General features: G+C 35.5%; 12 protein-coding genes. 3 read left to right on the top strand and 9 right to left on the bottom strand.

Going from position 1 to position 12506, the window contains the following annotated elements; translation table 11 throughout:
- Positions 1-303: 303 nt before the first annotated feature.
- Together CKK03_RS22545 and CKK03_RS22550 are read right to left on the bottom strand one after the other, a co-directional pair.
- Complete coding sequence (locus tag CKK03_RS22545) at positions 304-1404, bottom strand: glycosyltransferase (RefSeq protein ID WP_099364754.1); 1101 nt, start codon at positions 1402-1404, stop codon at positions 304-306.
- Positions 1405-1504: 100 nt separating this feature from the next.
- Positions 1505-1960, bottom strand: coding sequence for an S-Ena type endospore appendage (locus tag CKK03_RS22550; protein ID WP_099364755.1), 456 nt, complete (start codon positions 1958-1960; stop codon positions 1505-1507).
- Positions 1961-2179: 219 nt separating this feature from the next.
- On the opposite strand from CKK03_RS22550, the gene CKK03_RS22555 reads away from it, so the two are divergent.
- Positions 2180-3157 (top strand): BMQ_0737 family morphogenetic spore coat protein, encoded by a 978-nt coding sequence (locus CKK03_RS22555; protein ID WP_099364756.1) that lies wholly within the window; start codon positions 2180-2182, stop codon positions 3155-3157.
- A gap of 32 nt (positions 3158-3189) precedes the next feature.
- On the opposite strand, the gene CKK03_RS22560 is transcribed toward CKK03_RS22555, so the two are convergent.
- Together CKK03_RS22560 and CKK03_RS22565 are read right to left on the bottom strand one after the other, a co-directional pair.
- Positions 3190-5592, bottom strand: a complete 2403-nt coding sequence (locus CKK03_RS22560; RefSeq protein ID WP_099364757.1) for a glycosyltransferase — start codon at positions 5590-5592, stop codon at positions 3190-3192.
- 395 nt (positions 5593-5987) lie between these two features.
- Entirely contained in the window at positions 5988-6308 is a 321-nt protein-coding gene (locus CKK03_RS22565; RefSeq protein ID WP_099364758.1) for a hypothetical protein, read from the bottom strand.
- A gap of 145 nt (positions 6309-6453) precedes the next feature.
- Between CKK03_RS22565 and CKK03_RS22570 the strand changes: the two genes are divergently transcribed.
- Together CKK03_RS22570 and CKK03_RS22575 are read left to right on the top strand one after the other, a co-directional pair.
- On the top strand, positions 6454-7170 hold the full coding sequence (locus CKK03_RS22570) for a BMQ_0737 family morphogenetic spore coat protein (protein WP_099364759.1): 717 nt from the start codon (positions 6454-6456) through the stop codon (positions 7168-7170).
- 144 nt (positions 7171-7314) lie between these two features.
- Positions 7315-8112, top strand: a complete 798-nt coding sequence (locus CKK03_RS22575; RefSeq protein WP_099364760.1) for a hypothetical protein — start codon at positions 7315-7317, stop codon at positions 8110-8112.
- 144 nt (positions 8113-8256) lie between these two features.
- On the opposite strand, the gene CKK03_RS22580 is transcribed toward CKK03_RS22575, so the two are convergent.
- From CKK03_RS22580 to CKK03_RS22600, 5 genes are all read right to left on the bottom strand, one after another.
- Entirely contained in the window at positions 8257-8988 is a 732-nt protein-coding gene (locus CKK03_RS22580; RefSeq protein WP_099364761.1) for a hypothetical protein, read from the bottom strand.
- 55 nt (positions 8989-9043) lie between these two features.
- Positions 9044-9823: a HipA family kinase gene (locus CKK03_RS22585; RefSeq protein WP_342744924.1), complete on the bottom strand. Its 780-nt coding sequence runs from the start codon at positions 9821-9823 to the stop codon at positions 9044-9046.
- Positions 9801-10904 carry a glycosyltransferase family 4 protein gene (locus CKK03_RS22590; RefSeq protein ID WP_099364762.1) on the bottom strand — a complete coding sequence of 368 codons (1104 nt, stop codon included), beginning with the start codon at positions 10902-10904 and terminating at the stop codon, positions 9801-9803. The genes CKK03_RS22585 and CKK03_RS22590 overlap by 23 nt, the downstream gene beginning before the upstream one ends.
- 47 nt (positions 10905-10951) lie before the next feature.
- A complete protein-coding gene (locus CKK03_RS22595) occupies positions 10952-11908 on the bottom strand; it encodes a protein kinase family protein (protein ID WP_099364763.1) in 957 nt (318 codons plus the stop codon).
- A 204-nt stretch (positions 11909-12112) separates the two neighbouring features.
- A complete protein-coding gene (locus tag CKK03_RS22600; RefSeq protein ID WP_099364764.1) occupies positions 12113-12349 on the bottom strand; it encodes a hypothetical protein in 237 nt (78 codons plus the stop codon).
- Positions 12350-12506 lie beyond the last annotated feature (157 nt).

A 12506-nucleotide genomic window follows, 5' to 3' on the forward strand; every position in this document is an offset into this window, starting at 1 on the left:
CCACGTTCGCCTGTTGCACCACGTTCGCCAGTTGACCCAGGTGGGCCTGTTGGACCACGTTTACCTTTTGGACCTCTAGGACCACTCATACAACAACTTGAACACATACAGTCGTCATCATGATCATGATGAAATCTAATTCCTGACATTTCATTTTCACCTCTTTCAAATAGTTTCCTTATAATCTATTGTAAAAGATCGATACTTGTATCGGCGTTTAACCAAAAAAGAGGAATAATAGAAAAATGTACGAAAGTCATATCAACTCATTCATTACCAATATAAAAAGGCATAAGATTTTACCTATGCCTCTACATTACTATCTTCTTTTTGAATTGGTAATTTCGTTTCTAACAGCTCTTTATTATTTATTACACTCTCATCTTCCGGACGATACTTTCTTGCTATTTCATTATGATAATAGGCTTTTTCATAATCACCTAGGTTGTAATAACAAACACAAAGATTTATGTGTGGCACCCAGGTTGTATAAGCCGGATTAAAGAATCCCCAATTTTCCTTTGGTCTTTCATACTCTGTTGCCAACTCATACCAAAACTTTGAGGCTTCATATTTTTTCTTACTACGTAATAGATATCCAATTTCACAACAAATCTCGGGTCTTGGTCTATCATATTCGAACGATTTATAAAGCGCCTCTTTCTGCTTTTCTGTATTACCAAGCTTTCCATAGCAATATGCTAATCTTCCACATGCAGAAATTTTATCCTCCACCCAGCCAGCATTCATATTTAGAAAGATAAGATAATTTTCAATCGCTTTTTCTGTATGACCATTTTCATCCAGTTCATTTGCATAGTAGTAATAATCCCGTGCACTAAATATATCCCCACGTTTAATTCTATTTTCATATATCGCCAAATTTCTTCCTGTAGAATGATGTACTCTTTTGTGTGAAACACAAATATCTGTTTCAAGTATCTTCCCATCTACCTGTAAATACACATGACAATCTCCATACCATTGGAAGTTCCTACTTCTTTTTACCATTCTATTTCTCCGAAAACTCAAATTTACATTACCATACTTATCAAAACCATAATTATAAATCATCGAAACAGAATCAATAGAAGTATCTAAGGATTGCTTTAACTCTAAGAATTTTTTCTGATCTTCTTCAAAAAGGACGTCATCAGCATCTAACCATAAAATATAATCCATTGTTGCATGGCTAAAGGAATAATTTCGTGCTGGTGCAAAATCTCCTACCCATTCAAATTCATAAATTTTATCCGTAAATTCCTTTGCAATTTCCATTGAACGATCTGTTGAACCTGTATCTACAATGATAATTTCATCAGCGATTTCCTTAGCAGAATTAAGACAATTCCATAGGGTTGCCTCTTCATCCTTCACAATCATACATAGACTAATTGTAATCAATTCTTGTACCTCCGCTCATTTAAAACTTTTCCTTTATCTATTTTCAAAAAAAAAATAAGTACGGGTATGATTTAGACAATCAATACCCGCAAAATTAAATCTAGTGGTGACAGCCGCAATCATCATGGTCATGATCATGATGGTCGCATTTTACCTGATAGCGTGGAGTAATACAGATTTTTCCTGAGCAGTGGTCGTCATCGCCGTTCTCAGGCGGAGCAATTCCAGCCACACTTGGACAGGTAACTGCTATTCTGTTAAAGTTAGCTGCTGTAAATGTCATACAGCTTCCTTCAAATACATCAAATGGTCCTGCAACTGGAGTATTATCTCTAAAAAATCGTACTGTAACCTTACTATCTCCAGTACAGTTTACAGAAATGAAACCTGATGCAAAAACATTCACTCCTGCAGCAACATAAACATTCTGCGTTTGACCATGTGGAATACACCATTCACAGCAAAGTTTATCTTTTACAAAGTCACAGGATTCTTTCTTATCCTTATGCTTTCCACAACAGTCATTGCAATCGCAAGAATCATGAAATTTTCTCACTAATACACCCCCTGGATAATTTAATCCATATATTTGTATTTCTACTTTGCAAAATTTGAAACGGCTTATTTACTATATTTCAAATAAATAGTGAATATAAAATGAAGGTTTATAGACAATCTTGATAATTAATAACGGTTGAAGCTTTTGCCTAGTACAAATTATAGTCAATAGCCATATACTAAAATGACCATTCTGTACGAAAGGAGGTAGCACTACATGCAGCTCACAGAATTAAAAAGTGAACACAAACACTGTATCCGAACAAAAAAAGTATTCGACTGGGTGAATCGAATTGTTCATATTAAGGAAAAGGAAGTTATTTCTTTTCCACATAAGAAAGAACAATTTAAAGATTGTATCTGCTGTGATTTTAAAATTAAATGCAATTCCTCCTCCAAAACACTACTTTGGCAAGGGTACGGGATTGATCATGTGACAGCATCAGTTAGAATTAAGTTGAACACCTCTTGTGGGTGTGAATTAGACATCTTTGTTAATGGAGAAAAAATAAATACCATTTGTGAAGGTCAATCCTTTTGTGGAACAATCGGAAAGGTTAAACACATCGAGATTCAATGTAATGGAAAAGAAAAGCACTCCAACTCATGTTGCTGTGGAGATTTCGAATTAGATATTCACTACTCTCATGTAGAAGAACCTTGTAACGTGGATATAAAAGATGCTATTTGCTTCCTATCTGATGAAAAAGGAAATCCTCTGGATCCATATGAACATGAGTCCATTAAATGTGAAGAACAAATTGATGAATACCCCAGAGAAAATGTCGAGATTACACTTCAAAATGGCAAAAAGGTTACTTTGCAAAAAATCACCGTCTTAAAGTCAGGGTTTATTACTGTTAAATTCCTTAACTCAAAAAATAAAATTTGCATGGTATGTACCTTCCCTTTTCTTGAATATGAAACATTTCATCTATGTGCCCCAGAAGGAACAACGCTAAAATGCGAAATAACCGACTTTGAATGTAAAGTGAAGATTCTTCCACATACAAAAAAGGATACAAACTGTATAAAAGTCCAAATCTTTATTCAGATTTGTCAAAGTATCCAGGTTATTGGAGAAGTGAAAGTAGAAGTAAGTGGTGTTTTATGTAACCCTAGAGAAGAAATTAAAGATACTATTAATTGTCCACCTCCTGCTGTTCCGGAAGTTTGTCCAATGGTACCCAGCTAAAATAGGAGTTTCCGATGAAACTCCTATTTTTGTTAATGTTCTTCAATTATTTTCCGATAAATCTTCAGATAATTTTCTGTCATTTTGTTAACAGAAAACCGCTCCGCTACATACTTCCTTAGATCAGCAGGTGATGGAAATGTCATATTTACTGCTTTTTCCTTCATTTCTTCAACACTATTACAGATTAATTCTGGAAAACCTTCCATTACTTCAGGTACCGAACCGTTTGCTAATGCCAAGACAGGTGTACCACAAGCCATTGCTTCAATCATTACAAGTCCAAATGGCTCATCCCAATTTGTTGGAAATAACATGCACTTTGCTTTTTTAAGCAAGTCTTGTTTAAGTTGGCCACCAACTGCACCCACATACTCTATATTTGGATTCCTACTCATTCTAGGTCGATATTCTCTCTCATATTCTCGAATGTCATGATATGGTCCCGCAACCTTTAATTTTAAATTGGCTTGTTCACAAATGTCTAAAGCAAAATGTATACCTTTTGACTTAGTTAGTCTTCCTAAAAATAAAAAATAGTCTTCTTTTTGATCACAAAACTGATAATCTTCTAGCCTAATAGAATTATGAACAAATTCTCCGTAACCGCGAGCCAGCTTGTTTACCATCGCTTGACTAACGTATACTTGATTTTTCACATTATTTTGTACCAAATTATGATTAGTACATACTGTTGGGATTCCTAAATTTAGTCTTTCAATAGCTGAGTGATGTGTATGATCATGTATAATATCAACCTGCTCAGGAAGCCTCTCCTTTACTTGTCTTATGATTTCATTTATCTTCCATGTTCCCTGATGGTTATAAGGTAGTAGTGTTGCATTTGTTTTTGATCCATTTGGGGCAAATACATAAACCTCGTGCCCTAGCCTAACGAGCTCTTCTGTAAGATCATATACTATTTTTTCGATACCTCCATAATCTTTCGGGGGTATGGGATAAATATCAGGAGCTACTTGAACAATTTTTAATTTTTCATTGACATTACGTTTTACCTTGGACTTGTAGTCAGAATGATACATCTTATTTAGTATCAGTTCCTTATTTTGTTTTACATTTGAATCATTGGGAAGGTATGTTGATGCAATTTCATTATGTTTATACGCTTTTTTATAGTCTCCGAGTTTATAGTAACAAACAACAAGTTTTAAATGAGGGTACCATGTCACATTCTTTTCATCTATAAAATATGACTTTTTTTCAAGCTTTGTTGCCAGTTCGAACCAAAAAATTGCCTCATTCAATTTGTTTTCTTTCATAAAACACAATCCGAGTAAACAGCAAAGGTCGGGAGTAGGTTGTGTTAATATGAGCACTTCAACTATTTTTTCTTTTGCTTCTCTTATCTTCCCTTGTTTTATGAACACATCTGCTGTTTGATAGTTGCTTTTTATATCGAAATCGTCCCCCTTTTGATCTAATTCATTATAGCCTCGATTTACTAGATTAATAGGTTTAATTTCCTTATTTACAATTTTTTCGTAAAGTTTCAAATAGGAAGCCACCATTTTTTCCTTTGTGAATTTTTCAGCAACATAGTTTCGTAATATTTTTGGCTGTGGGAATGACTGTTTTTCAATCTTTTCTATCATTACCATAGTATCTTTACAGATTAATCCAGGAAATTCTCCTAATACCTCAGATACGGATCCATTATTCAAGGCCAGGACAGGCGTTCCGCAGGCCATTGCCTCAACCATGACTAATCCGAAAGGCTCTCTCCATGTGATTGGAAATAGAAGACAGTTTGCATTTTTTATTAATTCTTGTTTTTCAGTTCCACCAGTCTCCCCTAAATATTTTAAATTTGGGTTTTGATTAATTTTTGGTGCCACTTCTTTAAGATAATATTTTCTGTCAAAGATTGGACCCGCAATACGGAGTTCACGATTTGTTCTTTCGGCAATTTCAATTGCATGATGAATCCCTTTTTTCTGACTTACTTCACCTAAAAACAGCAAATAATCCTCTTTTTCTTCATTAAACTCATATTCCTTTATGTCAATTCCATTGTATATACAGAAACCAAGTGAATTTCCCACATCCTTTAGGGCTTTTTGACTGATATAGACAGGATATCGAGGAAAATTACTATTATTAATATGAATCGTACTTATGGTTGGTATAGGGAGATTTAGTTGATCAATGATTGAAAAATGGGTATGGTCGTGGATGAGATCAATTCCATCCGGTAATGTTTTTCTTACAAATTCTGCAATTTTCCGATTATTAGGACCCTTATGTTCATATGGAATAAGTTTTGCATTTGTAATACTGCCTTTTGGCGCATATAAAAAAACTTCATGCCCCATTTTTATAAGGTCCTCCGTTAGAGAATGTACAACTCGTTGGATTCCACCATATTTCGGAGGCGGGACTGGGATTGTATCTGTTGAGATCTGTACAATTCGCATATCTTTATACTTCCTTTCTATAACATTATCACCTTTTAACCAAGCACTTCATTTATTCGGCTATTTGAGGAGAGGTATAAATTTGTATGAACCTCCTTTTTGGATTATGGCCATGTTCCAATTTGTACTTTTTCCAAAATACCAACTCCTTATAACAAGATAAACCTCTCATCATATTATAATTCTGATGAGAGGTTTCTCATTTTATTTACGTACCTTCTTACACCCACAGCCACCAGACTTCTTCTTAGCAGGTTTACTTTTATTAGAGGAAGAAAATACTTTTACAGTGTCTGAAGGATGATTTTTTTTATTATTGTCCATGTTAATTCCTCCATAGATTGGTATAGTGTCAGTATATGTCCGATGAGACCATAATGTTTTCCACGTTCTGCTTATTTTTTATTGCTTTCATGGATGAGATTGCTAAAAAACCACCCATTTTCCACGCCCTCTGTTTCAGGATTCATTGGACGTTTCTGGATTTTATTGTTCGATTCAGCTGGTCTTTTTTGTGTTGCTTCGCGGATATTAGATGAAACAAACTGTTTTTTTAGCAGCTCATTTTCAGATTGCAATTGAGTAATTTGTTCCTTCAATTTTTGATTTTCGAAAAGTAATTTGTCCTTTTGGATGGATTTATATTTTGATAGCTCCGCTTGTAAATGAATAATTTTTTGCTGTAGGATCACCGGATTACTAGAAATTCGGTTCATTTTTTGCCCCTCCTCTTGTGATTGTTTCTTCATATCATATGAGCAAAATTCCGCTAATGTCACAGCACACATGACTAGCTTTTACATACTATACAGTAGCCCCAATACCCAAAGGGTTATTACAACAAAAAGGAGGAACACACAAGTGGGTAATAAGCATAAAGATAGAGACAGAGATACAGAACGAGTTTGTATACTGACTAGGAAAATATATGACTGGATCACTCGCCAGATTGACGTAAATCTTTCATTCACTAACAACCTTCCTGTAAAATTCAAATGCAATGGCCAATCAGAACGCACACTAGAAGAACTTTGTACTTTTCTAGAGCAATTTGACAACGTATCCGTTAATTGCTTCTTAACTGATTCAATGGGTAATCCGATTGAAACAGGTTTCCAAGAGGATAATCAAGTTATGGTTCAAGAAATCGGTCAACGCCAACCTGTTACTGTAACATTACCGAATGGTGATCAAGTGACACTACAAAGAGTGAAAACTCTAATTAGAGGCTTTATCGGAGTAGAAATTCTAGATGATATGGATAATGTTGTATGTATGACAAAAACTCCAATTCCATTCGTTACAACGCAAACATTCTTATTATGTGCTCCTGAAGGTACAGACCTAAATGTGCATGTGTCATTAGCTGAATGTGATGCAACGTTAATTTGTGAAGAAGATATTCAACAACTTGACATCAATCTAACACTTTGCCTAGAAGTTCAAACTGAGGCTGATGTAAAGCTAGAAATCGAAGCTAAACACTGCCAACCACGTGAAGAAATTCTAGAAGAAGTCGTAATATGTCCAACAGAAAAATTCCCTCCACAATGTCCAGAAGTTTTTCCTGCACACTAAGTGAACCTGGTTAAACTAGACTGTTGAAATTTCAACAGTCTAGTTTATTTTTTCTGCTTTATTATATGTGCACGATATTTTTATGGTCCAAAAACACAAATTCTGCGTTTCTTACATAACTTGTAAGGGAGAGGAGGGATACACGTGAAACACAGACAGCAGCAGGGACGGCCAGAAGACAGTATCCAACTAAAACAACGTATTATTCATTACCAATCCGAAATTGTATCCTACGAGCACAAACTAAAATCCCTACAAGCAAGTATTGAAAAAGAAAAGGTTCGAAATCAGTATTTACAAGAAAAATTATATACAATTGAGGATCAACAAATAGAGACGTATCAAAAGGAAATTTATAAATTAAAAGAAAAGATCATGCTGCTCGAAGTAGAACTTGAGGAGGAAAAACAACGTTCTTCACAGTTCCAACAAAAAGTTATAGCTTCTAAGCCTCTGGTTGAAGAGCCAAGACAAAACACGCTTGAAACCTTTCCTCGCATTCAGGCTCATTTTGCCTATTCGATCCTCTTACCAAATACGGAGGAAGATGATATTACCATTATCGGTGATTTTATTATTAAAAACACGGGTACCGATCCCTTACATGACATAATTGTTTGCGTCAAACTAACACCTATAGATGCCGGTACCCTTAGCGGAAAAATTGGAACAAAGAAATCTCATAATTTTATTGATACCGATATCGATTGGGTCTTTTTGCATGAGAACTGGAAAGAAAAAATCAAGGAGAACGGAGAATATTGGATAAAATATGCAGATCCACACCCCCTAGAACCTAACGAAACCATTATTTTCCCCCAATTTGATATTACCCTAATGAAAAATGAGGAAAGTCAATCTGTTGTTGTAGACGGATTTGTCTATAGCAAGGAACTGCCAAAGGGGTCCTTTTCGCTTAATAAGATTATTGTAAACTACTAAAATGCTGTTCTTTTTTACTTTCCTTGGTTGATGAAGACCATTTTACTGCTTTCACAGCTTTGAATTGGTCTTCATAAGCCCGATGAAGGACTTTTTGACTGTCTCATAGCTTTGAATTGGTCTTCATCCTCGATAAATACCACCCTAATCTTTTAGATAGTATTGTCCTCTATCTAAATAATTGATTGATCTTTTATAGCCTAATAGACTTACTAGATTTGCATCTGAAACTAGCAATAAATCGGTAATAATATATGGTTTCTTGAGGGTTCTTTTTAGAATGGGATATGTTAGAGGCTGCAGTTTGATTAATTTGTTAGTGGATTTTAGTACAAATACCTCATAATGAGCTTTTACATACGAAAGAAATTCATCGATTCTTGTACCATTTTCCTCTAGATAGATACTGTTGAAATCGAGTATTCCCAAAACAGCTTCACAGCTTTTTGTAAGCTTTTCAAGTGTTATAAGTCCTTCTCTCTCATTTCCATGAAGATTCATTTTAAAAAGCAACTTTCTGCACTTAATCTCAGTTGATTCAAGTTGGCCTAAGGAGTATTTAAGCTCGATTTGCTTTCTGTTAAAGTGTTCATTTTGAGACTGTATAAACCAAGGTTCGTATTCTTTATTTGCTTCGATTCCTACAATTTTGGCTTCCTGATTGTACTCTGTTGAAAACAAAACATCACCATATCCAGCCCCTATATCAAGAACCAGATTAGGAAAGAATTTGGTTGCCGCTGTTCTCCATAATTCTGTAACCTTTGGGTGTAACATCCCATCACTAGCTACCAACTGTCTCCCCTTATTTGTTTGTCCATTGACGTAAATACAATGATTCGAATCACCAATTTTCACCTTTGTAAACGAGAGCAAGTACATTCCTCCTAAAAATTGGTATTAAAAAAAGGACAGCATCGCGAGCTGTCCTTTACGATTTTGAATGAAGCTGTCGATATCGTGATTTGATAAAGTCCCTTATCAATTTAGATAAAACCATATCTCGACGGCACACTAAATAATCGACAACTCGTTTTTTATCATCCTCGGTAACGCCCCAGTCTTCTGGTGTGAAAGCGACAATTTCATTTAATAAATGGATTGGAATTGATTGTATGATGGACAATTGGTCATAAAAATCTTTCTCATCTGGAATGAAACTAGCGATTAATTCATGTGTCGCACTTTTCATTAGCTTCCTACAGTATGTGGAGAGATTTGAACTATCCCAAGCATATGAACCAAAAAGGTCTGCATGATCGATAATATACAGCATGTGATTTCCTTCAGGTGTTTCTTTAAAAAGCACATTTTTCCTAGTGCGGTCCAGATTATAGAGCCAGTAATCCATAATGATAATTCCGGCAAGCTGGCTGCGATTAATCACATTTGGGGATGTCAAATCATGCGCGTTTTGACAGTTTGGAATATATTCAATGGCAAACTGTGTATTCGTAACCTTTACAAACTGGCCACCGGTTAATTCACTATAGAAGGATTCAGGAATTTGTACAAAGCGGCTTGGAGGGACTGGAAGCTGTAAATAGCGTGCAATTGAATACCCAACCCATTCGTTAAACAATACCTTATCTTGGCCTTCCTTAAAAAATTTCACTATATACTGTTTTCCATTATCAAAAGAAATAAGATGGGCATTATTGGATTTCCCTTCATATAATTGATGGTATTTAGTTGGTTGGATGTCCGTCACCTCCAGTCAATTCACGAAGTAGTTTAATATAGCTTTCAGCACAAGTTTCGATTGAAAAATTATTCTCAACCCGTTTCCGAGCATTAGCTGATAATGTTTGATAATATTCAGGTGCATCCACAATTTGATAGATCTTTTTTGCAGCATCACGCGCATTTTCCTCGATATATAATAAGCCCGTCTTTCCGTCCTCAACTATTTCTGGAATGGATGAGATCCCTGGCGCAACGACCGGTACCCCACATGCCATGGATTCGATAAACGTATTCCCAAACGACTCTCCCTTAGTCGTTGCAATCGTACATCCACCGGATTGTCTAACTTTAGAGTACATATGTGGCATTTCCTGATATGGGATAACCGGATACCATTTAACGATATCTGTTAATCCATGATTCTTCCAATAGGCCACAAATTCATCCTTTTGAACACTTTTGTCCCCACCGATGATCCAAATTTCAATGTCTTCCCGCTCACTTTTGATATGATGAGCTATTTCCATTAATAGTTTCCAGTTTTTTCGGCCATCGAGTCTTCCGATATAGGCAACTACCTTTCTTCCCTTTGGAATGATAGGTTCCTTGTTTAAGTGGATATCTTCTGGATTTAGTGGTTTAAAAAATTCGGTATTAATCCCGTTGTAGATTACCTCATAGGGTGCATTTGAATCGATTAATATCGATGCGAGGCGCTTTTGGTGATGGGAGGGGACAATAATACGGTCAGGTTGAACGGTATCAAAGTCTGGAAGATGGCGATACAGTTTGATAATTTCTGGAGTACGCGCCTCAAGTAATAACGGTCCTTTGTAATTCGCCTTACGAATCCATTTAAAGCCCTTTTTTGTATCACAAATAATGATTACATCATACTTGTTCTTATCAATAATATTTACAATTTCCTCTTTATCATCGGTTAAATAAACAGTTGCTACGTCCTCCATGATATGCATGCCACCAAGATCTTTCACATACATAAAATCAGTTTCAATGCCATATTTTTTAAAATAAACGGCGCGATTGCGCCAGCCTGCATTCACTCCACCAACTGTCAATAAGCGCCAAATCACTAGTACTTTCAAAATTAGCCTCCTTTCTTTAGATTCTTACCTTCTTTCTCACCATACTATTACTTTTTCCGTTTCTTCTTTGATGAAGAGGTGAATACCCTTGATTTCTTCTTCCCATCGGATTTGGAAAAAGTATCTCCCTTTTTGTTCTTCTTTTTATCACCATAAATATATTCTCGTTCAAGTTCCTTCGCATTTGCCTTTACATATTCAATGTCTACTCCTTGTGCAGTTAGGGCTTTGATCCATTGATCTTTATGAACTTTTCTTACAAGATCCTCGATTTTTGAATCCCATTCATTGTCGCCTGTTCGTAGAATTTCTTCTTCTTTTTTAAGCTTCTTAAGGGATACATCCTCTGGAGCAAAGAATCTTTCATGTAATGCTGTTGCATATTTTTCCATTTCGATATACTTCTGCCATTCTTCATGGAGTGCAGGAGCCATTTCTTTTACATGTTCTAAAAACAACTCCCGATATTGATCTCCTAGGCTATTTAAGAGTTTTCGAGGGTATGGATAGACGCGATTTCTCCATACTGTTGTACCTACGTCAAGAACCTTTAGATTTCCATCATCTTGCACAAAAATATGACGCTTATGATGGTCAATTCTTTCAAGACCAATTTGTTTATATGTGGTTAAAAGATCTATTAGTTTAACAGATAGGTTTTTGGTTAATGGTTGAGATTGTAAATATTCACGCAAGTCGATTCCATATACCATTTCCATGGCAATATATTTAGGACCACTACAGAATACTTTTGGAAAGAGAGTGGTATGTTGACCAAGACTTAACGCATAAAGCTCTCTGGCACAAACATCTTCTTCCCCATATACTTTAATACAGACATCTTCATTTGCTTGGAATACGGCCCCATGTACGCCCTTTCCAATCATTTTAAGTGATGTATTATTATATAGGACTGTCACTTCAGCGTCCTCATGTGCTTGAACAGTAATGTTATTTACATAGGTCTCTATTTCCTTACAGTCTACATTCACTTGTTTATTCAATTCAATTTCACCTCACAACTTATTTCGTTCCATTTTTTTATAAAAAGCACTTACAAATTTTTGTTTGTAAAAGTCTATCAATGTATATTATTCTTGGGATTTCTACTTGTGTAGGACAGATTAATTAGAAATGTCAAATTTGTTCGACTTATTTATGAAAAGACTGTCTTGCTTTAATTCGCAAGCAGCCCTTTCATTGCTAACTCATGACTCTTCCTGGTCAGTGGAGTCTGATTTTGTATCTACTTGTTCTTCTGTTGGATTTTGGTCTTCGGTCCCTTCTGTTGTGTCTACTGTTTCAGTTGTTGGTTCTTCTATTGGTGGATTAAAACTAAATTGAATATTGCCAGAGAGATTTTGTAGTACATTCTCCAATTCTTCTCTTACAATTGCCCGAATTTCATTGTGTTTTTTTGACTTATCTTTTTCCTTCTTCCCCATATATCTCACCTCCCAACTCAATACTTTACGTTATACATTTTTAATAAAGTTGGAAGTGTGTTTGTCCATTCATTGTTGAAAAAGGGCAAATGCAATTGTGCCTTTACGTTCCTAGTCAAAAAAAAACGAGGCTGGGACATAACTAGCTTCGAATAGT

This window comes from Fredinandcohnia onubensis (genome assembly GCF_002734215.1).
GTDB classification, from domain to species: Bacteria; Bacillota; Bacilli; order Bacillales; family Bacillaceae_L; genus Ferdinandcohnia; species Ferdinandcohnia onubensis.